Origin of the sequence: Kitasatospora sp. NPDC058218, assembly GCF_042882445.1 — a bacterium.
Taxonomy (GTDB): domain Bacteria; phylum Actinomycetota; class Actinomycetes; order Streptomycetales; family Streptomycetaceae; genus Kitasatospora.
The window spans coordinates 82,481-104,061 of record NZ_JBHVWC010000031.1 but is presented as its reverse complement, the minus strand read 5'-3'; the positions used below and the strand labels follow the sequence as shown (position 1 = coordinate 104,061).

Here is a 21,581-nt window from a genome sequence, read left to right as displayed (position 1 = left end):
CCGTTCGCGCAGTCCCATGAGTGCCGCCCTTCCCCGTGTCCCGTGCGTGCCCGCGGCCTGGTGACCGGCCGGCCCCGGGCGGTTAGCGTGGCCGGGACCGACCCCACCGCCGCCCGGGAGGCCCGCCATGACGACCCCGTCGGACGAACCCGGCCCCGGCCGGCCCCTCGGCCCTGCGCTCGGCACTCCCCTCGACCCTTCCCCCGCGCCTCCCCTCGACCCTTCCCTCGGCCGGCTCTTCGAGCAGCCCTTCGACCGGGCCGGCACCGGGAGCAGCAAGTGGGCCCGGACGGGCGGCGGCGCGGCCGGCGTGATCGCGATGGGACTGGCGGACATGGACCTGCCCGGCCCGCCGGCCGTCGCGGCGGCGCTGCGCCGGCGGGCGGGACACCCGGCCTACGGGTACACCGTGTGCGATCCCGCCGGACGGTCGCTGGTGGCCCGCTGGTACCGGGAGCGGCACCGGGAGGAGATCGACCCGGCGTGGGTGCTGCTGCTGCCGTTCGGGCCGCGCACCGCCGTCCGCCTGCTGCTGGAGGCGGTGCGCCCGGCCGGGCCGGTGCTGTTCCCGACGCCGGAGTGGGGCGGCTTCGCCCAGCTCTGCCGGGCCGCCGGGCTGCCGTACCGGGAGCTGCCACTGGCCCGGGACGCCGCCGGCTACCGGCTGCCGCTCGACGCCTTCGCCGGGCAGCGGGCCGGGGCGGTGCTGCTGAGCAGCCCGCACAACCCGTCCGGCCGGGTCTGGACCGCGGCGGAGGTGCGCGCGCTGGCCGGGGCGGCGGCGCGAGCCGGCGCGGTGCTGATCTCGGACGAGGTGCACGGCGACCTCACCCACCCGGGTCACCGCCACCCGGTGGCCGTCGCGGTGGCCGGCCCGTACCGGGAGCGGACGGTCACGCTCAACTCGGTCGGCAAGACCTTCAACACCTCCGGCGTCCCCAGCTGCTTCGCGCTCGTCCCGAACGCGGCGCTGCGCGAGCGGATCACCGGGGTGATGGCCGGGTACGGCCTGTGGGAGGGCGGGCTGCTGGAACAGGTGGTGCAGGGCGCGGCGCTGCGCCGCGGCGGCCCGTGGCTGGACGCCCTGCTGAACCACCTGGCCGCCGCCCGGGACCGGTTGACCGGCCTGCTCGGCACCGCCGTCCGCTCCGCGCCCGAGGCCTCCTACCTGCTCTGGCTGGACGCCGCCGCGCTCGGCCTGCCGGCCGTCGGCGCCCGGGCGGCGCTGTTGGAGCGGTGCGGCCTGGAGGCCTCCGACGGCGCCGATTTCGGCCCCGGCGGCGAGGGCTCGCTGCGGCTGAACTACGCGCTGCCGGAGCCGGTGCTGGCGCAGGCCCTGGAGCGGCTGAAACGGCTCTGAACGGCCCGTAATCACCCGATTGCACCACCTCTGACCTGCGAGGACTTCTCTTCACAAGATGTTTGCGGAGCGCCCCGGCATGGTCCGTAGCAGACTGGGCAGGGTAGACCGGGCCGCAATCGTGATCCCGAGGATGGTGAGTCCGGTGATACCCGTTCGCCCGACCAGCACGACCAGCCCGACCGCCCGGCAGGGCGCCGATCCGCCCCCCGGTACGGTCACTCCACTGACCGAATCGACGGCGCGTCGCCACATGGCCGGTGTCTGTTTCAAGATCGGACCGCCCCGGCTGGTCGGTGTCGAGGTCGAGTGGTTCGTCCACGACGACCGATGTCCGACCCGCCCCGTCCTAACGGAGCGGCTGCACGCCGCACTGGAATCGCTGCCGCTGGGCGGCGCCGACGGGACGTCCCTCCCCTCCGGTGCCCGCCTCACCCTCGAACCCGGTGGACAGGTCGAGCTCAGCTCCCCGCCCGCCGACGGCCTCACCGCCTGCGTCGACGACACCCGACGCGATCTCGCCACCCTGCGGGCCGCCTTCGCGGCCCAGGGTCTGCGGCTCACCGGAACCGGCACCGACCCCCTGGCCCGCCCTCGTGAGATGGTGCTGGACCACCCGCGCTACCTGGCGATGGAACGATTCTTCGACTCGGCCGGGCCCTGGGGCCGGATCATGATGACCGGGACCGCCTCCGTGCAGGTCTGCCTGGACGCGGGGGCCGCCGACGGCCCGCACGCGCTGGACCGCCGCTGGCGCCTGGCCCACCGGCTGGGTCCCGTCCTGGTCGCCGCCTTCGCCAACTCCCCCCTGCTGGACGGCAAGCCGACCGGTCACCGGTCCACCCGGCAGATCGTCTGGTCCCGGATGGACCCCACCCGCACCCTCGCACCCGCCCCGGACCACGGCGATCCGCGCGAGGCCTGGACCAGGTACGTGCTGGACGCCGAGGTGCTCTGCATCCGCCGCCCCGACGGCCTGCCGTGGACGGCGCCGGCCGGGCTGACCTTCACCGACTGGCTGCGCGGCGCCGGCGAGCGCCCGCCGACCCTGGCCGACCTGGACTACCACCGCACCACGCTCTTCCCGCCGGTCCGCCCGCACGGCCACCTGGAGCTGCGGATGATCGACGCCCAGCCCGGCGACGGCTGGATCGTCCCCACGGCCCTGGTGACCGCGCTGCTGGACGACCCGACGGCCGCCGACACCGCGCTGGCCGCGCTGGAGCCGCTGGAGTGCGCCGACGGCCCGCGCCCTCCGCGCAGCGACGCCTGGCGCCGGGCGGCCACCCTGGCGGTGGCCGACCCCGCGCTGCGCCGCGCCACCCTCGCCTGCTTCGCCGCCGCCGACGCCGCGCTGGGCCGCCTGCCCGGCGCCGAGCGGCTGCGCACCGCCGTCGCCGAGTTCGCCGAGCGCTACCCGGCGCGCGGCCGCTGCCCGGCCGACGACCAGCTGGACGCCCTGCGCTCCGGCACCCGACGCACTCCCCCGGAGGAGGCCGCACCATGATCGACGACGCCCGCCCGACCGGCTCCCGCGCTCCCGGGGCGACCGGCCCCGCAGCCGCGCCCCCGGCCACCGCCGTACCCGGCTCCGCCCCGGCCGCCCCCACCTCACCGGCCGACCTGCCGCCCGCGGCCCTGCGCGAGGCGATCGCCACCGAGCTGCTGGCCGCCCGCACCCGCACCGCCGCGCTGACCGACTGCGTCGAGGACCACGACCTCACCGCCCAGCACTCCCCGCTGATGTCCCCGCTGGTCTGGGACCTCGCCCACATCGGCAACCAGGAGGAACTCTGGCTGCTGCGCAACATCGGCGGCCGGGAGCCGATGCGCCCGGAGATCGACCCGCTCTACGACGCCTTCGAGCACCCGCGCGCCGAACGCCCGAGCCTGCCGCTGCTGCCGCCCGCCGAGGCCCGCGCCTACGCGCACGACGTCCGCGGCCGGGTCCTCGACCTGCTGGAGGCCAGCCCGCTGGAGGGCACCCCGCTGCTGGACGCCGGCTTCGCCTTCGGCATGATCGCCCAGCACGAGCAACAGCACGACGAGACCATGCTGATCACCCACCAGCTGCGCCGCGGCGAGCCCGCGCTGGCCGCTCCCCCGCCACCGCCCGCACCGGCGGACGCGGCCGCACTGCCCGCCGACGTGCTCGTCCCCGCCGGCCCGTTCACCATGGGGACGGACACCGAGCCCTGGGCGCTGGACAACGAGCGCCCGGCGCACCGGGTCGACCTGCCGGCCTTCCGGCTCGACACCACCCCCGTCACCAACGGCGCGTACCTGCGGTTCATCGCCGACGGCGGCTACGACGACCCGCGCTGGTGGACCGCGGCGGGCTGGGAGCACCGGCAGCGGGCCGAGCTGAGCGCCCCGCTGTTCTGGCACCGCGAGGGCGGCCAGTGGCTGCGCCGCCGGTTCGCCTCGGTGGAGCCGGTGCCCGAGAACGAGCCGGTGCTGCACGTCAGTTGGTACGAGGCGGACGCCTACGCCCGATGGGCGGGGCGGCGGCTGCCGACCGAGGCGGAGTGGGAGAAGGCCGCCCGGTACGACCCGGCCACCGACCGCTCCCGCCGCTACCCCTGGGGCGACGGGCCGCCCGGGCCGGAGCACGCCAACCTCGGCCAGCGCCATCTGCGCCCGGCCCCGGCGGGCAGCTACCCGGCCGGCCGGTCGCCGTACGGTGTGCGGCAGTTGATGGGCGACGTCTGGGAGTGGACGGCCAGCGACCTCGACCCCTACCCCGGCTTCCGGGCCTGGCCGTACAAGGAGTACTCGGAGGTCTTCTTCGGCCCCGAGTACAAGGTGCTGCGCGGCGGCTGCTTCGCCGTGGCGCCGGTGGCCTGCCGGGGCACGTTCCGCAACTGGGACTACCCGATCCGGCGGCAGATCTTCGCCGGGTTCCGCACCGCGGCCGACGTGGCGGTCGACTGATGTGCCGCCACCTCGCCTACCTCGGCGAGCCGGTGACGCCCAGGGAGCTGCTGGTGGAGCCGCCGTTCGGGCTGCACCGGCAGTCCTGGGCCCCCCGGGCGCAGCAGTACGGCACGGTCAACGTCGACGGCTTCGGCCTCGGCTGGTACGCGGACGGCGACGAGACGCCGGCCCGCTACCGGCGGGCCGGGCCGATCTGGGCGGACGCCTCGTTCGCCGACCTCGCCCGGGTGATCCGCACCCGGGCGCTGCTGGCGGCCGTCCGCTCGGCGACCGAGGGCTGTGCGGCGGGCGAGGACGCGGCCGCGCCGTTCGCCGCCGGCCGCTGGCTGTTCAGCCACAACGGCGCGGTGGCCGGCTGGCCGGACAAGCTGGACGCGCTGGCCGGGCGGCTGACCCCGGCCGAGCTGCTGGAGCTGCCGGCCCGGACCGACTCGGCGCTGCTCTGGGGCCTGGCCCTGCGCCGGCTGCGCGATGGCGCCGACCTCGGCGAGGCGCTGGCCGGCACCGTCGCGGACGTGGCCGCGCACACCACCGGCCGGCTCAATCTGCTGCTCACCGACGGCCGCGCGATCGCCGCCACCGCCTGGGGCGACACCCTGCACCACCGGAGCCTGCCGGGTGCGGGCGTGCTGGTGGCCTCCGAGCCCTACGACGACCACCCGGACTGGACCGTCGTCCCGGACCGCTCGCTGCTGCTGGCCGGCCCGGACGGCCTCGCCGTCCGCCCGCTCTGAATCTCCGCCGCTCCTCTCCCCTTCACTTTTTGAACAGAGGATCCATCTGTCATGAGCACCTTTGATCTCACCCGACTGCTGCCCGCCGACCACTTCAGCACCGCCCTGCACCACGACGTGCAGCAGGGGCTGACCGCCGATCCCAAGTGGCTGCCGCCGAAGTGGTTCTACGACGCCCGGGGCAGCGAGCTGTTCGAGGAGATCACCAGGCTGCCGGAGTACTACCCGACCCGCGCCGAGCGGGCCATCCTCACCGCCCGGGCCGGCGAGATCGCCGCCGCCACCCGGGCCCGCACCCTGGTGGAGCTGGGCTCCGGCTCCTCGGAGAAGACCAGGCTGCTGCTGGACGCGCTGCGCGACCTCGGCACGCTGGACAGTTACGTCCCGGTGGACGTCAGCGAGAGCGCGCTCACCGGCGCGGGCGAGGCGCTCGCCCGGGAGTACCCGGGGCTGTCCGTGCACGCGGTGCTCGCCGACTTCACCGCCCGGCTGGGCCTGCCGCCGGAGGGCGGACCGCGCCTGGTCGCCTTCCTCGGCGGCACCCTCGGCAACCTGCTCCCCGCCGAGCGGGCGGCCTTCCTGCGCGGGCTGCGCGCGGCGCTCGACCCGGGCGACTTCCTGCTGCTCGGCACCGACCTGGTCAAGGACCCGCGGGTGCTGGTGGCCGCCTACGACGACGCGGCCGGGGTGACGGCGGAGTTCAACCGCAACGTGCTCAACGTGCTGAACCGGGAGCTGTCCGCCGACTTCGACCCGACCGCGTTCGAGCACGTGGCGCTCTGGGACCCGGAGCGGGAGTGGATCGAGATGCGGCTGCGCTCGCTGCAGGAGCAGACCGTGAAGATCCCTGCGCTGGACCTGCCGGTCCACTTCGAGAAGGGCGAGGAGCTGCGCACCGAGGTGTCGGCCAAGTTCCGCCGGGAGCGGGTGGCCGAGGAGCTGGCCGCGGCCGGCCTGCGGCTGAGCCACTGGTGGACGGACGAGGAGGGCCGGTTCGGACTCTCGCTGGCCTCTCCGGTGGAGACTCAAGTTTGACAGTTCACTTTACTAATAAGCAAGGGGACTTGTCGGGCATCCCACGTACAACACTTGAACATTGACGGGTTACGATCTCGGCTACCAAGCTCAGCGTTGAGTACCAGGAGTCAAGATCGTGAGCGTCACCCAGCAGCCCTCGGAGCCCGTGGCGGCGGAGGCCCGATCCTCCGACCGCCTCGGCTTCGTCGTCTTCATCACCGCCGCCGCAGCCCTCGGCGGGTTCCTGTTCGGCTACGACAGCTCCGTGATCAACGGCGCCGTCTCCGGCATCCAGGAGAGGTTCGGCGTCGGCGACGGCGTCACCGGCCTGATCGTGTCGTCCGCGCTGCTGGGCTCGGCGGTCGGTGCCGCGCTGGCCGGCCGGTTCGCCGACCGGTACGGCCGGATCAAGGTGATGAAGGCGGGCGCGCTGCTCTTCGCGGTGAGCGCGGTCGGCTCGATGCTGCCGTTCTCCGCCTGGGACCTCGCCTGCTGGCGGGTGCTCGGCGGAGCGGCGATCGGCATCGCCTCGGTGATCGCCCCGACCTACATCGCCGAGGTCGCACCGACCCGCTACCGGGGCCGGCTGGCCTCCTTCCAGCAGGCCGCGATCGTCCTCGGCATCGCGATCTCGCAGCTGGTCAACTGGGTCCTGGCGGACGCCGCCGGCGGCGACACCCGCGGCCGGCTGCTCGGCCTGGAGGCCTGGCAGTGGATGCTCGGCATCTGCGTCGTGCCGGCCGCCGTCTACTTCGTGCTCTCCTCGATGATCCCCGAGTCCCCGCGCTACCTGATCTCGGCCGGCCGCCTGGACGAGGCCCGGGCCGTGCTCGGCGAGGTCGAGGGCAAGGACTCCGACACCGACGCCCGGATCGCCGAGATCCAGGGCCTGATCGACTCCGACCACCGGCCGCGCTTCGGCGACCTGCTCGGCGGCCGGTTCGGCCTGCTGCCGATCGTCTGGGTCGGCATCGGCCTCTCGGTCTTCCAGCAGCTGGTCGGCATCAACGTGATCTTCTACTACTCGTCGATCCTGTGGCAGTCCGTCGGCATCGACCAGAGCAACTCGCTGCTGATCAGCTTCATCGGCTCGGTCATCAACATCCTCGGCACCGTGGTCGCGATCCTGCTGGTGGACCGGATCGGCCGCAAGCCGCTCGCCCTGATCGGCTCGGCCGGCATGGCCGTCGCGCTGGCCGCCTGCGGCTGGGCGTTCTCCTCGGCCACCGGCAGCGGCGGCGACGTCTCGCTGCCGGACCTCCAGGGCACCGTCGCGCTGATCTCCGCCAACGCCTTCGTGCTCTTCTTCGCGATGTCCTGGGGCGTGGTGGTCTGGGTGATGCTCGGCGAGATGTTCCCCAACCGGATCCGCGCCGCCGCCCTCTCGGTCGCCGCCTCGGCCCAGTGGATCGCCAACTGGGCGATCACGGTGTCGTTCCCCTCGCTCTCGCGCTGGAACCTCTCGGCGACCTACCTGGTCTACGCGGCCTTCGCGGCGCTGTCGATGGTCTTCGTCGCGAAGTACATGAAGGAGACCAAGGGCGTCCGACTGGAGGACATGGGCTGATCCGACAGTCGGACCTTCGGCCTCCGCACCCTAGCGTTGTTGACGCCGGTGCGGGGGCCGAATCGTTCACTCTCTGCGGCCGGGTGCACACCTCCGGTACTCCTGTTCGGCAGGAGGGATGTGTCCTTGATCTTCGACCGGCTTCGCACCCGCAGCATCCGCAGCACCCGTCGCCCCGCGCCGGCACCGGTGGCAGCACCGGTACCGGCGCCGGTCGGCGGCTGCCCGTTCGCCCACGCGCACCCGGCGGCCGGGCCGCCGCGCGGGCCCGAGCCCCTGCCCGCCACCGTGCACGGCACCGGTGTCCAGCACCGCGTCGACGTCGGGCCCGCCGGTCCGGCGCGTCTCGTCGACCCGGGCCGCCGGCTCGGCGCGGGGCCCCGCACCGACCCGTTCGCCGACCCCGACGCGGCCGCCGATCCCGACGCGATCCCCGACGTCGAGCACTTCACCGACCCCGACGCGGCCGCGGACTTCGTCCGCCAGTTCCACCGCGAGCAGCCCGGCGCCGGCGACCCGACCCGGCGGGTGCTGGCCGTCCTGGACGAGATCGACCTCACCGGCACCTACCAGCACACGCCCGCCGAACTCGCCTACGGCGCCAGGCTCGCCTGGCGCAACGCGGCGCGCTGCATCGGCCGGCTGTACTGGCGCAGCCTGGTGGTGCGGGACCTGCGACACCTGGCCTCGGCCGACGACATCGCCACCGAGTGCTTCGAGCACCTGCGGGTGGCCACCAACGGCGGGCGGATCCGCCCGGTGGTCTCGGTGTTCGCCCCCGACCGCCCCGGCCGCCCGGCCGCCCGCATCCTCAACCAGCAGCTGGTCCGCTACGCCGGCCACCCCGCCGGGCACGGCTTCGTCGGCGACCCGGCCGGCGCGCAACTGGCCGCCCGGGCCCGGGACCTCGGCTGGAAGGGCGGCGAGGAGCGGTTCGAGGTGCTGCCGCTGCTGGTGCAGGAGCGGGCCGGCGCCCGGCCCGAGTGGTACGAACTGCCGGACGACACCACCCTGGAGGTCGAGCTCACCCACCCCGACCACGCCTGGTTCGCGGAGCTGGGCCTGCGCTGGTACGCGGTGCCCGCGATCAGCGACATGACGCTGGAGATCGGCGGCGTCCGCTACCCCACCGCCCCGTTCAACGGCTGGTACATGGGCACCGAGATCGGCGCCCGCAACCTCGCCGACGCCGACCGGTACGACATGCTGGCGACCGTCGCCGACCGGCTCGGCCTGGACACCTCCAGCGACCGCACGCTCTGGCGCGACCGGGCGCTGGTGGAGCTCAACGTGGCGGTGCTGCACTCGTTCCAGGAGGCCGGGGTGACGATCGCCGACCACCACACCGAGTCGGAGCGGTTCCTGAAGCACGTCGCCCAGGAGAAGCGGCTCGGGCGGCCCACCCCCGCCGACTGGAGCTGGATCGTGCCCCCGGTCTCCGGCGGGCTGACCCCCGTCTACCACCGCTACTACGACCCGGTGGACCCGTCGCTGCGCCCCGCCTTCGTGGTGCGCGAGCCCTGGTGAGGCCGCTGCCCCGGCCCGTCCACCGTCCGCTCGTACCGCAGCCGCAAGCCGTCGAGGAGCGCTTCGAGCCCGGTCTCGAAGGCGCCCTCGTCGATCGCGCCGCGGTGCTCGGCCAGCCGGTGGGCCTCGCCGAGGTGCGGGTAGTCGGCGGCGTCGTACAGCCCGGCGTCCTCGGGGAAGCCCGCCGCGAACGAGGCCAGCGCCGAGCCGGTGACGAAGTACCGCATCAGCGCGCCGATCCGGGTGGCCTGCCCGCGCGGCCAGCCGGCCGCGACCAGGCAGCCGAAGACGGCGTCGGCCAGCCGCAACGCGTTCGGGCGGCGGCCGGGGCCCTGGGCGAGCACCGGGACGATGTTGGGGTGCGCGGCCAGGGCGGCCCGGTAGGAGCGGGCCCAGTCGCGCAGCGCCTGCGGCCAGGGCGCCCCGGCGGTGAACATCGACAGGTCGACCTCGCCCATCACGCTGTCCACCACCGCGTCCAGCAGCTCGTCCTTGGTCGCGACGTGGTTGTAGAGCGACGGCCCGCTGACCGACAGTTCGGTGGCCAGGCGGCGGGTGGAGAGCGCGTCCAGCCCCTCGGCGTCGATGAGCCGCAGCGCGGTGGCGACGATGAGCTCGCGGTTGAGCAGGGGGGTGCGCGGGCGGGCCATCGTCGCGGTTCCTCCGGTCGAGTGGGGTGAGGACCGATTCTGGCAGGCGCCTCTTCCCAGTGCGGCCCGGTCGGGGTTACAGTCCCGGTAAAACTTGCAGCGCTAGTTTACCGAAGAGTCCGCCGAAGCCCGACGAGGTGTCGTCATGAATCTGGAGCTGTCCGAGGAGCAGGCCGCCCTCCGGGACCTCGCGGCCGCCTTCACCGACCGCGAGATCGTCCCGCACGCGGCCGCCTGGGACCGCGCCGAGTCCGTCGACCGGGCGGTCATCGGCAAGCTCGGCGCGATCGGCCTCCTCGGCCTCACCGTCCCCGAGGAGTACGGCGGCAGCGGCGGCGACCACCTCGCGTACTGCCTGGCCCTGGAGGAACTGGGCCGGGGCGACTCCGCCGTGCGCGGCATCGTCTCGGTCACGCTCGGCCTGGTCGCCAAGTCGATCAACAGCTACGGCAGCGAGCGGCAGAAGCGGCAGTGGCTGCCCCGGCTCACCTCCGGCGAGGCGCTCGCCTGCTTCGCCCTCACCGAGCCCGGCACCGGCTCGGACGCCGCCAACCTCACCACCCGGGCCGTCCGGGACGGTACGGACTGGCTGATCAGCGGCGCCAAGATGTTCATCACCAACGGGACGTGGGCCGACCTCGCCCTCGTCTTCGCCCGCACGGGCGGGCCGGGCCGCCAGGGCATCACCGCCTTCCTCGTCCCCACCGACCTGCCCGGCTTCACCCGCACCGAGATCCACGGCAAGCTCGGCCTGCGCGGCCAGGCCACCGCCGAGTTCGCCCTCGACGCCGTCCGCGTCCCCGACGAAGCCCGGCTCGGCGAGGTCGGCAAGGGCTTCACGGTGGCGATGGCCGCACTGGCCAAGGGCCGGATGTCGGTCGCGGCCGGCTGCGTCGGCATCGCCCGGGCCTGCCTGGAGGCCGCCGTCCACTACGCCGGCGAGCGCGAGCAGTTCGGCCGGCCGATCGCCTCCCACCAGCTGGTGCAGGAACTGCTCGCCGACATCGCGGTGGACGTCGAGGCCGCCCGGCTGCTCACCTGGAAGGTCGCCGACCACATCGAGCGCGGCCTGCCGTTCGCCACCGAGTCCTCCGTCGCCAAGCTCTACGCGAGCGAGGCCGCCGTCCGGGCCGCCAACAACGCGCTCCAGGTCTTCGGCGGCTACGGCTTCATCGACGAGTACCCGGTCGGCAAGTACCTGCGCGACGCGCGGGTGATGACCCTCTACGAGGGCACCAGCCAGATCCACAAGCTGCTCATCGGGCGTTCGCTCACCGGCGTCAACGCCTTCTGACATCCCTCAGAGCATCCGTTCCCCACTGGATAAGGAGCCCGACGACGTGCGTCCTGTCTACTTCGCCGCAGCCCGCCGCACACCCATCGGCCGGCTGCGCGGAGCGCTCGCCACGGTCCGCCCGGACGACCTCTCGGCCACCGTGCTGCGCGCCCTGCTCGCCGACGTCCCCGCCCTCGACCCGGCCCGGATCGACGACGTCTACTGGGGCGCCGCCAACCAGGCCGGCGAGGACAACCGCAACGCCGCCCGGATGGCCGTGCTGCTCGCCGGCCTGCCCGACAGCGTCCCCGGCGCCACCGTCAACCGGCTCTGCGCCTCCGGCCTGGAGGCCGTCACCCTGGCCGCCCGGGCCATCGGCTCGGGCGAGGCCGACGTGGTGCTGGCCGGCGGCTGCGAGTCGATGACCCGCGCCCCCTTCGTCCTCCCCCGGCCCGACGAGGCGCTGCCGCACCGGATCGAGACCTTCGACACCCGGCTCGGCTGGCGGCTCACCAACCCGCGGATGGCCGAGCTGCACGGCGTGCTCTCGATGGGCGAGACCGCCGAGGAGGTCGCCGCCCGGTACGGCATCACCCGTGAGCGCCAGGACGCCTTCGCGCTCCGCAGCCACCGGCTGGCCGCCGCCGCCCGCAAGGACGGCCACTTCGACGCCGAGCTGATCCCGGTCGAGCGGCCGGACGGTGTGACCGTCCACCAGGACGAGAGCATCCGGGAGGACACCGACCCGGAGAAGCTCGCCCGGCTGAAGCCGGCCTTCCGCCCGGGCGGCACGGTGACGGCCGGCAATGCCTCGCCGATGAACGACGGCGCGGCCGGCCTGGTGCTGGTCAGCGAGGAGGTCCTGGGCGAACTGGGCCTGCAGCCGCTCGGCCGGTACGTGGCCGGCGCCTCGGCCGGGGTGCACCCGGACGTGATGGGCGTCGGCCCGGTGCCCGCCACCCGCAAGGCGCTCGGCCGGGTCGGCTGGTCGGTCTCCGAGCTGGAGGAGGCCGAACTCAACGAGGCCTTCGCCGCACAGGTGCTGGCCAGCATCGACCAGCTGGGCCTCGACCCCGAACTGGTCAACCCGACCGGCGGGGCGATCGCGCTCGGCCACCCGCTGGGCGGCTCCGGCGCGCGCATCCTCACCACCCTGCTGCACCGGATGCGCCGCAACGGCACGCGGCGCGGTCTGGCCACCATGTGCGTGGGCGTCGGCCAGGGCACCGCCGTCCTGATCGAATCCGCCTGAACGCCGACGGCCGGCACCCGGCCCCGGCGGCCGACAGCCCGTGGCCGCCGTCCCGTTCTCCCAACGAAGTCGAGATCGAAGGAGTTGCCGTGACCCGATTCACGGGAAAGGTCGCCGTCGTCACCGGTGCGGCGCAGGGCATCGGCGCGGCCACCGCCCGACTGCTGGCCCAGGAGGGGGCGGCCGTCGCGGTCGTCGACCTGACCGCCGAGCGGGCCGCCGGGACGGTCGAGGAGATCACCGCCAAGGGCGGCACCGCGCGGGCCTACGGCTGCGACGTGGCCGACTACGACGCGGTGGAGGCGGTCTTCGCCGAGGTCGCGCGGGACCTCGGCGGGGTGCACATCCTGGTGAACAACGCCGGGATCACCCGGGACAACCTCTTCTTCAAGATGACCAGGCCCGACTGGGACACGGTGCTGACGGTCAATCTGACCAGCGCCTACAACTGCAGCCACGTGGCGCAGAAGTACATGGTGGCGCAGAAGTACGGCAAGATCGTCTCGCTCAGCTCGCGCTCGGCGCTGGGCAACCGGGGCCAGGCCAACTACGCCGCCGCCAAGGCGGGCATCCAGGGCCTGACCGCCACGCTGGCGATCGAGCTGGGCCCGTTCAACATCAACGTCAACGCCGTCGCCCCCGGCTACATCGCCACCCCGATGACCGCCGCCACCGCCGAGCGGGTCGGCGCGACGGCCGAGGACCACCAGGCGGAGGTCTCCGCGCGGACGCCGCTGCGGCGGGTCGGCCGGCCGGAGGAGATCGCCTCGGTGGTCGCCTTCCTGGCCAGCGAGGAGGCCTCCTACGTCAGCGGGCAGACGCTGTACGTCAACGGTGGGGCGCGCTGATCGTCACTGACGTTTCGTCAGAAGGCCGTCCCCGGCGGTGGGTTACCTTCGCCTGGGACGGCCTTTACCCTTTCCGGTGGCCATGCGCGACCATGCCCACGGGTACGAAATGACTATGGCATGATCATGCGGCTCTCGATGGGATGGCCGGACCGCCCCGACCGGACCGGTCGGGCCCTGCGTCCCAAGGAGCCCCATGGGCAGCCCCGCCACCCTCCGCCGCGCCCTGGCCCTGCTCGCCGTCGGGGCCACCGCCCTCACGGCCGGCACGCTCGCCGTACCGGCCGCCCACCCGGCCTCCACCACCGGCCTCGCGGGCGTCCACGTCCGCCCCGCCTCGGCCGGGCACATCAGCGCCGTCGGCCGCAACGCACCCCTGCCCACCTCGCAGTGCGTCAGCGAGATCGGCATCCACTGCTACTCCCCTCTGCAGTACCGGACCGCCTACAACCTCGACCCGCTGTACCGGGAGGGCATCACCGGCAAGGGCCGCACGATCGTCATCGTCGACTCCTTCGGCTCACCGACCATCCAGCACGACCTGGAGGTCTTCGACAAGCAGTGGGGCATCCCGGACACCCAGGTCGAGGTGGTCAGGTGGGGTGACGTCCCGGTCTTCGACCCGACCAACCCCGACCACACCGGCTGGGCCGGCGAGAGCACCCTGGACGTCGAGTACGCCCACGCCGTCGCCCCCGACGCCCACATCATCCTGGTCGAGACCGGCGTCTCCGAGACCGAGGGGACGACCGGGCTGCCCGAGATGATGGACGCCGAGAAGGCCCTCGTCAAGGCCGGCCGCGCCGACGTCGTCTCGCAGAGCTTCGGCGCCACCGAGAACACCTTCCCCGGCTTCGACAAGGGCGACTTCAGCTCCATCACCGGCCTGCGGTACGCCTTCCAGGAGGCCGCCGCGCACGACGTCACCGTCCTCGCCGCCTCCGGCGACACCGGCGACACCGACTACCAGACCAACGGCGAGGACCTCTACCCGCACAAGGTCAACTCCTGGCCCTCCGCCGACCCGCTGGTCACCTCCGTCGGCGGCACCCAGCTCAGCCTGGACGACGCCGGCCGGCGCACCGGGCCCGACCAGGTGTGGCACGACCACTACGGCGCGGGCGGCGGCGGGACCTCCGCCGTCTTCGAACGCCCCTGGTACCAGGCCGGCGTCGCCGGCGTCACCGGGAACCACCGCGGCACGCCCGACCTCAGCATGAGCGCGGCGGTCGACGGCGCCGCCTGGACCTACGAGTCCTACGACCCGACCTCGGCCGGCTGGCACCTCACCGGCGGCACCAGCGAGGCCACCCCGGTCTTCTCCGGCGTCGTCGCCCTCGCCGACCAGCTCGCCGGCCACCGCCTCGGCCAGATCAACTGGCGCCTCTACGGCCTCTCCCTGCTCCCGCAGCAGTGGAGCGGCCTGGTCGACGTGACGGCGGGCGACAACTCCTGGGACACCGTGACGGGTTACCGTGCCGCCAAGGGCTACGACCTCGCCAGCGGCCTCGGCACCATCGACGGCGCCCGGTTCGTCCACGCCCTCGCGGGCCGGTAGCGGGGCCCCATTGGGCCAAGGCCCACGTGATCCTGGAGCCCCGACCGGGCCCCACCGGCCCGGGATCGTCTGCACAGGATCGTGGTCGTGCACTCGTCCGCAGGCCGAGCACGCGTGAGGGTGCCGCCGGGAGCGATCCCGGCGGCACCCCAGGCATACAGACAAGGGTGACCGAGCTCCCGGGCGTGGCTCGCCGAACTAGGGACGAGCCATGCCCGGGAAGCGTGTGTTCCTGTTCGCTTCATCGATCCGCTCGGGCGTCCAGAAGCGTTCCGCCTCCTCGGAGGTCATCGGACTCTCCGGCTGCCACACGGTGACCCGACCGGCATCGGAGTCCGACCTCGCCCCCAGCACACCCATGCTCCCCGCCACCGCGCCTGCAACCCCGATGGACAGCAGAACGATCCTGACACTTCGCCTCACCACGCCGCTCCCCCATCGGGTCGACCTCGGCCAACTGCCGTCGCCTCCCACGGAACGCCGTGGGAGGCGATCAAGGACGCGCCGGAAGCGCCCGGCGGGAACAGGCATTCAACTCGCTGACCGGGGTCAGGGGGTTTCGGGGCGCGGGGCCGCGAGTTGGGCCAGGTAGCGTTCGGCGGCGCGCAGCTTGCGGCCGTCACGGCCCGGCAGGTGGGCGCGCAGCTCGATGATCTCGGGGGCGATCCGGATCGCCTCCGCCCGGTCCGCGATCGCCCGCCAGCACGCCTCGGCGTTGGTGGCCGCCTGCTGGGTGTCCGGGTGCTCGGGGCCCTGCGAACGCAGCAGCGTCAGGGCCACCTCGCGGTAGATGTCCGCCGCCTCGACCGACTTCCCGGCCAGCCGGCACACGTGTGCGCGGACCTGCCGGACCTGGAGCACGGGCGCGGAGACGGCGCCGTGCTCGGCGATCGCCTCCAGTTCGAGGGCGAAGGCGAGATCGGTGGCGGCGGCGTGGTCCCCGGCGTCGGCGCTGCGGACGATGCGGCCGATCACCTCGCGGTAGTCGTCGCGAGGGGGTTGGGGGGCCTCGGAGGCGGGCTCCTCCGGGGCGATCTGCTCGGGGGCGACCTCGGGCTCCTCGGGGGCGACGGTGGCGGGCTCGGGCTCCTCGGGGGCGACGGTGGCGGGCTCGGGCTCGACGGCGGGCTCGGGCTCGACGGCGGGCTCGGGCTCGACGGCGGGCTCGGGCTCGACGGCGGCGGGCTCCGCGGCGGGCACACCGGCCGTCGACTCCGCGGCCACTGGGACGTCGGCCGAAACCTCGGCCGACGGCGCATCGGCCGGCGCGACGTCCAGGGGCGCCGCGTCCACGGGTACCTCGTCCACGGGCGCCACAGCCGCCGGGCGGCCCTTGCCCAGGGTCACGCCCGCCGTCGCCGACGGGCGCCAGGCGTAGGCCTTCAGCAGGTCCACCGGCCGGGCCGGGGGCGGGGGTGTGGGCGGCACGCCGGGCTTCAGCAGGTTCACCGGGCCGTCGGAGGGTACGGCCGGGGCGGGCTGCGGCGCGACCGCCACGGCCGCCGGTACCGAGCCGGGCGCCGGCAAGGCGTCCGCGGCGGCCTTGTTCAGCGTCACGGCGGGCCGGGCCGGTGCCGCGGTGTCACGCTGGGCCGGCGGCCGGGGCAGCAGCGCCGCGGGGCGCGGACCCTCGTACGGGACGGCGTCCGGCAGCACGCCGTCCGTTCGGCGGGCGGTGTTGCGGAAGAACGGCCGGTTCGGCGCGTGGGTGGCGAGGATGACGACGTCCGGACGCAGCACCGAGTACACCTGCTGGCGCAGCTGTTCGGGCGCGAGGACGGCGTCGGCGCCCGGGCGGCCGCCGTGCAGGGCCTCGATCAACGCGCGGGTGAAGGTGCCGATCTGCTCCGGGTCCGGGCTGACCACCGCCCAGAGCGGGAGGCCGTCGGCGAGCGGGGAGACGGTGCCCTGGAGGTAGGGCCAGGCGTTCTGATCGGCACTCAGGTCGGCGATCACGAGCGTCTGCCAGTCGGCGGGCCGGTGCCGCAGCTCGGCGGCGACGGACTGCCAGGCGATGCCGTCCTGTCGGATGCTCCCCGGCTTCGAGTCCCGCAGGGTGAGGTGGAGTTGGCCGCCGCGCTTGTCGGCGAGCAGATGGCCGCCGAGGTGGACGAGCAGCGGGCCGGGGTGTCGGGCGGCGGCGCGCAGGTGGGCGAGCACGGTGTGCGGGTCGCTGGCGCCGGGGAGGTGGACGGCGTCCACCGCGTCGGCCGCGAGGAGGACCTGGGGCGAGACGGCGGCGAGCATCGCGGACAGGACGGGCGCCTGGGTGGGTCCGCCGCGCCCCCAGGTACGGCGGCCGGAGTTGCCGTAGCCGCCCTCGACCACCAGGATCCGCCCGCGCGGCGCGGCCCCGAGGCCGCCCGGGCCGGCGGTGAAGCCGTGGGCGGGGGTGGTACCGGGCGCCGGGGCGGTGCCGTGGGCGGGGGTGCTGCCGGACGCCGGGGCGGTGCCGTGCGCCGGGGTGCCGCCCGGGACGGTGAACGGCAGTGGTGTGGCGGAGGGCGGTGGGGCGACGAAGGACATCCCGGTGACGGTCCATCCGGTGGGCGGCGCCATCGGCGCGGCCGGAGCCGGGACGGGAGCCGGGACCGGAGCCGGCGGCGGGGCGGGGGAAGGAGCCGGAACAGGTGCCGGAGCCGGTACCTGGAAGGGTGCCGGCGGCTCGTACAGGGCTGCGGGGCCGGGTGGGTGCTCCTCGTAGGGATTGCGTGGCAGCCTCGGCGGTGCGGCGTCCCGGGGGCCCGGCTCCGCGACGGAATCGGGGCCTCCTGGGAGAGCTGTCGACTCCGCCATCTCTGGTCACCGCCCCGCCCCGCCGCTGAGCGGCGTCTGCTGCCCTTGCCCCGTGGCGCCTGCGACCACGTCCGTCTGCGCCACCCTACGAGATCCCGGCACACCCGAGCCAGGCCGGGTGGGCGATCACCACCCCACCGCGTCGTAACGCCGCTGCTCACCCGGCCCGCCCGGCCGTCACCTCCCGCGCGTCCGCCGGCGCCCGAACAGCCGTGGGCGCGCCACTCGGCCGGTCCCCGGCTGCCGGAGCAGCGGGCTGCCGCTCTCCGTGGGCTTCTGACGGCCCGGTGGAGCACGTGCCGCTCCCCGAGCGACGACCCCGGCCGTCGGGGCTGCCCTTCCGGTACGAGGATCCCGACCCGATCGCGCAGCCCCCGTGCCCCTGTGACGAGGCGTCCGGTCGGCTGCTCGCCGGTCGCGGGAGCGACGCCCCTCCCGCCCCGAGACCCTGCGGACTCGGTTGCGGCGCCCCTATGATCGGGGCGACCGCTGCGGGCAGGAGGGGGAACGCCATGCGGGTGCTCGGGGGCCGCTACCGGATCGATGCCGCGGCCGGGGCCGGCGGGATGGGGGAAGTCTGGCGGGCCACGGACCTGGAGTTGGAGCGCACCGTCGCCGTCAAGGTGCTGCCCGCGGCGCTGGCGGCGGATCCGGAGTTCCGCAGCCGGTTCCGCCGGGAGGCCAGGCTCCTGGGCGGCCTGCGCCACGAGGGCATCGCGGTGCTCCACGACGTGGGCGAGGACGGCGGCGAGCCGTTCCTGGTGATGGAGTTCGTCGAGGGCCGGACCCTGGCCCGGGTGACCGGCGGCCGACCGGTCGACTGCGAGTGGGCGCTGGCCGTGGTCCGACAGCTGGCGGCCGCACTCGGGTACAGCCACGCGCAGGGGCTGATCCACCGGGACGTCAAGCCGTCCAACGTCATGATCACCGCGTCGGGAGGCGTACGGATGCTCGACTTCGGGATCTCGAAGGCCCTCTCCGGCTCGTCGACCAGGCTCACCGGCACCGGTACGAGCCTGGGCACGCCCGCCTACATGTCGCCGGAGCAGATCGACGGCGAGTCGGTGGACATCCGCACCGACCAGTACGCGCTGGGCTGCCTGCTCCACGAACTGCTCACCGGGCGGCCGCCGTTCGTCGGCGACTCGCCGTTCGCGGTGCTGAACCAGCATCTGACGAAGCAGCCGGTCGGGCCCTCACGGTTCAACGGCCTGGTGCCCGCGTCCGTGGACGCGCTGGTGCTGCGCCTGCTGGCGAAGGCACCGGACGGCCGGTTCCGCGACATGGCGGAGTTCGTCCGCGCCCTCGACCACGTCCAGGTACCGGCGCAGGCAGCGGTACCGGTCTCGGTGCCGGGCACACCGTCGGACTCCGCCCCGGACTCCACGGCCGCGGTCCCGTCCCCGACCGCGCCCCTCGCCGCGCCCCTCGCCTCGTCCGCCGCCGCGCCCGTCGCCGCCTCCCCCGCCGCGTCGCCGCCCTCGGCACGGAGAACGGCGGTCGTGGCGCAGTCCGCCTTCATGCTCGCGATCCCGGCGGTCTTCACCGTGGGCCTCCAAACCCGCCTCGGCGGCGTCTGGATGGTCCTGTTACTGGTGGTCAATCTGCTCGTGGTGGCGGTGGGCACACCCGCCACCTGGCTCGCCGTGCGGCGGCGTCCGCGGCGGCAGTCGGCCGGCCCGCCGGGCAACGGGCTCCGGGCCGTGGGCACCGCCCTGACCGTGTCGCTGGCCTGGACGGTGCCCTGCCTCCTGTTCTACGCCGCGCTGTCCTCCCGTCCGCACGCCTCCTGGACCTTCGGTGACGTCGGACTCCTCCAGGTGCTCACCTGGGCCATCGGTCTCGGCTGGTTCGCCCTGGCCTACGCCCTCGCGCACCTGCGCGCGGAGCCACGGCGGAGCGTGGAGCCACGGCGGATCGCGGAGCCCGCACCGGCTCCGGGTCTGCCGGGCGCCTGAGCACCCGCCGGACCCGGCCCGGTCACCGTCCGAAGCCCGGGCCCTCAGGCCGGGCCCGCGGCGACGCAGAACTCGTTGCCCTCCGGGTCGGCCATCACGACGTGGTGCCCGTCGAACTCCGCCAGGACGGTTCCGCCCGCCTCCACCAGCCGCTCGGACTCCGCCCTGATCCGCGCCCACCGCTCGTCGGGGCTGCCGTGCCCCGGCACCCGGACGTCGATGTGCAGCCGGTTCTTCGCCGTCTTCGGCTCGGGGACCTTGAGGATGGAGAGGCGGGGGCCGACGCCGTCGGGGTCGCAGAGCCATGCCCCGTCGTCCTCGGAGTCGTCCTCCGGCAGGTCGAACTGCGCGAGCCACTCCTCGCGGGTTTCGAAGGGGGGCGGCGGCGGCTCGTCGACGTAGCCCAGTGCCGTCTTCCAGAAACCGGCGAGGAGTTGTGCGTCCGCGCAGTCCAGGGTCAGATCGATGGTGGCTGCCATGAGCAGGATCGTACGGCGCACCTCCCGCGCCCACCGGCCGTCACCCGCGCTCGTGATCACCCGAATTCGCCCGGACAGCGCTCACGCACCTACGGATCCAGGAGCCTTGCGGGGACGGCAGCACCACGGCTGACGTGACGGGACGACGACGGGGGGTCCGTTCCGGCGGGCGGTCAGCCGGCGAGCCAGTCCCGGTAGCGGGTGGGCGCCACGCGGGCGTCGGGCCCCGCGGTGAGGACGTCTCCGCGGACGGCGGCGAACAGGCCCGCCTGGTCGTCGACGACGACGGGGCGCCGGTCGCCGTGCGCGGCCAGCGTCATCCGGCCGATCTCGTCGAGCGTGAACACGTCGGGGCCCGCGACCTCCAGGATCCCGCCGAGTGGCACCGCGGTGGCCACGTCGGCGAGCGCGGCGACGACGTCGGCGCTGGCGATCGGCTGGAGCGGGGTCGCGGGCAGCCGCACCGCGGTCTCGTCCGAGGTCCACGACATGGTCGGCTCCATGAACTCGAAGAACTGCGTGGCGCGCACGATCGAATACGGCGTCGGGCCACCGCGCAGCAGGTCCTCCTGGAGGACCTTGGCGCGGTAGTAGTCGAGCTCGGCGACCTCGTCCGCGCCGACGATGGAGAGCACGACCTGGTGGCGCACGCCGGCCCGCTCACCCGCGGCAAGCAGGTTGCCCACCGTGGTGCGGAAGAAGTCGAGGGACCGCTCGTCGAACGTGGGGGAATTGGTCACGTTGACGACGGTGTCGGCGCCGGCGAGCGCGTGGTCGACACCCGCTCCGGTGAGCAGGTCGACGCCGGACGACAGCGACGCGGTGGTCACCTCGTGACCTCGCGCGGTCAGCTCGGTCGCGAGCTGGGAGCCGATCAGGCCGGTGCCGATGACGGTGATGTTCATGGTGTGCCTTCCTTCTCTTCCTGGGCCGAGCACCCCCGACGGAAACTCGGACACCTCATGTCCGAGATGATGATACTCGGATAGTCTGGATCCGAGTCGCATGGAGGTGACATGAAGCTGTCCGGTGGCGTGGAGTGGGCGCTGCACTGCTGCGTGGTGCTGACCACGGCCGGCGAACCGGTGCCGGCGGCCCGGCTGGCCGCACTGCACGACGTGTCCCCGAGCTATCTGGCCAAACAGATGCAGGCGCTGTCCCGGGCGGGCCTGGTGCACTCGACCCAGGGCAAGACCGGCGGTTACGTCCTCACCGGACGGGCCGAGGACATCACCCTGCTGGACGTGGTGCAGGCCGTCGACGGGGCGGACCCGGCGTTCGTCTGCACCGAGATCCGCCGGCGCGGACCCCTGGGGACGCCGCCCGAACAGTGCACGAGGCCGTGCCCCATCGCCCGGGCGATGGGAGCGGCGGAGGAGGCGTGGCGGGCGTCCCTGGCCGCCGTCACGATCGCGGACCTCGTCGCGTCGGTGGAGAGTGACAGCGGCCCCGAGGCACTGCCGAGGATCGGCGCCTGGCTGAACGAGGGCCCGGGTGGTCGGCCCTAGGGTCCGTACGGCGGATCCGCCCGCGGGCCGACCGGCCCCGGCGCCGAGGCGTCGCCTCGTGGCCGGCTGTCACCCGACAGCCGGCCACGAGGACCCGGTGGTCGCGAAACCGCG

At 74.3% G+C, this 21,581-nt stretch carries 17 protein-coding genes; 13 read left to right on the top strand and 4 right to left on the bottom strand.

What is annotated here, in order from left to right; translation table 11 throughout:
• The first annotated feature begins 127 nt into the window (after positions 1-127).
• The 7 genes from ACFVYI_RS21035 to ACFVYI_RS21005 all read left to right on the top strand — a co-directional run bounded on the left by ACFVYI_RS21035 (position 128) and on the right by ACFVYI_RS21005 (position 9,142).
• Positions 128-1,360, top strand: coding sequence for an aminotransferase class I/II-fold pyridoxal phosphate-dependent enzyme (locus ACFVYI_RS21035; RefSeq protein WP_387887682.1), 1,233 nt, complete (start codon positions 128-130; stop codon positions 1,358-1,360).
• A 253-nt stretch (positions 1,361-1,613) separates the two neighbouring features.
• Positions 1,614-2,867 (top strand): ergothioneine biosynthesis glutamate--cysteine ligase EgtA, encoded by a 1,254-nt coding sequence (gene egtA, locus ACFVYI_RS21030; protein WP_387887681.1) that lies wholly within the window; start codon positions 1,614-1,616, stop codon positions 2,865-2,867.
• Positions 2,864-4,294 (top strand): ergothioneine biosynthesis protein EgtB, encoded by a 1,431-nt coding sequence (egtB, locus tag ACFVYI_RS21025; RefSeq protein WP_387887679.1) that lies wholly within the window; start codon positions 2,864-2,866, stop codon positions 4,292-4,294. Before egtA ends, egtB begins: the two co-directional genes overlap by 4 nt.
• The gene (gene egtC / locus ACFVYI_RS21020) at positions 4,294-5,031 is read left to right on the top strand and encodes an ergothioneine biosynthesis protein EgtC (protein WP_387887677.1); all 738 of its coding nucleotides are present in this window, start codon (positions 4,294-4,296) and stop codon (positions 5,029-5,031) included. The genes egtB and egtC overlap by 1 nt, the downstream gene beginning before the upstream one ends.
• 51 nt (positions 5,032-5,082) lie before the next feature.
• Positions 5,083-6,066 carry an L-histidine N(alpha)-methyltransferase gene (gene egtD, locus ACFVYI_RS21015; protein WP_387887674.1) on the top strand — a complete coding sequence of 328 codons (984 nt, stop codon included), beginning with the start codon at positions 5,083-5,085 and terminating at the stop codon, positions 6,064-6,066.
• 115 nt (positions 6,067-6,181) lie between these two features.
• Positions 6,182-7,615, top strand: coding sequence for a sugar porter family MFS transporter (locus ACFVYI_RS21010; RefSeq protein ID WP_387887690.1), 1,434 nt, complete (start codon positions 6,182-6,184; stop codon positions 7,613-7,615).
• 429 nt (positions 7,616-8,044) lie between these two features.
• On the top strand, positions 8,045-9,142 hold the full coding sequence (locus tag ACFVYI_RS21005) for a nitric oxide synthase oxygenase (protein WP_387887687.1): 1,098 nt from the start codon (positions 8,045-8,047) through the stop codon (positions 9,140-9,142).
• On the opposite strand, the gene ACFVYI_RS21000 is transcribed toward ACFVYI_RS21005, so the two are convergent.
• Complete coding sequence (locus ACFVYI_RS21000; RefSeq protein ID WP_387887672.1) at positions 9,085-9,792, bottom strand: TetR/AcrR family transcriptional regulator C-terminal domain-containing protein; 708 nt, start codon at positions 9,790-9,792, stop codon at positions 9,085-9,087. The two genes, ACFVYI_RS21005 and ACFVYI_RS21000, sit on opposite strands and share 58 nt — an antisense overlap.
• Before the next feature lie 145 nt (positions 9,793-9,937).
• On the opposite strand from ACFVYI_RS21000, the gene ACFVYI_RS20995 reads away from it, so the two are divergent.
• From ACFVYI_RS20995 to ACFVYI_RS20980, 4 genes are all read left to right on the top strand, one after another.
• The gene (locus tag ACFVYI_RS20995; RefSeq protein WP_387887669.1) at positions 9,938-11,086 is read left to right on the top strand and encodes an acyl-CoA dehydrogenase family protein; all 1,149 of its coding nucleotides are present in this window, start codon (positions 9,938-9,940) and stop codon (positions 11,084-11,086) included.
• A 46-nt stretch (positions 11,087-11,132) separates the two neighbouring features.
• Positions 11,133-12,320, top strand: coding sequence for a thiolase family protein (locus tag ACFVYI_RS20990; RefSeq protein WP_387887667.1), 1,188 nt, complete (start codon positions 11,133-11,135; stop codon positions 12,318-12,320).
• An 89-nt stretch (positions 12,321-12,409) separates the two neighbouring features.
• Positions 12,410-13,168, top strand: a complete 759-nt coding sequence (locus ACFVYI_RS20985) for a beta-ketoacyl-ACP reductase (protein WP_387887665.1) — start codon at positions 12,410-12,412, stop codon at positions 13,166-13,168.
• A gap of 196 nt (positions 13,169-13,364) precedes the next feature.
• Positions 13,365-14,726 carry a S8 family serine peptidase gene (locus tag ACFVYI_RS20980; RefSeq protein WP_387887663.1) on the top strand — a complete coding sequence of 454 codons (1,362 nt, stop codon included), beginning with the start codon at positions 13,365-13,367 and terminating at the stop codon, positions 14,724-14,726.
• A gap of 549 nt (positions 14,727-15,275) precedes the next feature.
• On the opposite strand, the gene ACFVYI_RS20975 is transcribed toward ACFVYI_RS20980, so the two are convergent.
• The gene (locus tag ACFVYI_RS20975) at positions 15,276-17,252 is read right to left on the bottom strand and encodes a hypothetical protein (RefSeq protein WP_387887662.1); all 1,977 of its coding nucleotides are present in this window, start codon (positions 17,250-17,252) and stop codon (positions 15,276-15,278) included.
• A 782-nt stretch (positions 17,253-18,034) separates the two neighbouring features.
• Here ACFVYI_RS20975 and ACFVYI_RS20970 point away from each other — a divergent pair.
• A complete protein-coding gene (locus ACFVYI_RS20970) occupies positions 18,035-19,480 on the top strand; it encodes a protein kinase (RefSeq protein WP_387887661.1) in 1,446 nt (481 codons plus the stop codon).
• 44 nt (positions 19,481-19,524) lie between these two features.
• On the opposite strand, the gene ACFVYI_RS20965 is transcribed toward ACFVYI_RS20970, so the two are convergent.
• Both ACFVYI_RS20965 and ACFVYI_RS20960 read right to left on the bottom strand, forming a co-directional pair.
• The gene (locus ACFVYI_RS20965; RefSeq protein ID WP_387887659.1) at positions 19,525-19,959 is read right to left on the bottom strand and encodes a VOC family protein; all 435 of its coding nucleotides are present in this window, start codon (positions 19,957-19,959) and stop codon (positions 19,525-19,527) included.
• A 173-nt stretch (positions 19,960-20,132) separates the two neighbouring features.
• Positions 20,133-20,864, bottom strand: coding sequence for an SDR family oxidoreductase (locus tag ACFVYI_RS20960; protein ID WP_387887657.1), 732 nt, complete (start codon positions 20,862-20,864; stop codon positions 20,133-20,135).
• Between the two features lie 111 nt (positions 20,865-20,975).
• On the opposite strand from ACFVYI_RS20960, the gene ACFVYI_RS20955 reads away from it, so the two are divergent.
• A complete protein-coding gene (locus ACFVYI_RS20955) occupies positions 20,976-21,467 on the top strand; it encodes an RrF2 family transcriptional regulator (protein ID WP_387887656.1) in 492 nt (163 codons plus the stop codon).
• Positions 21,468-21,581 lie beyond the last annotated feature (114 nt).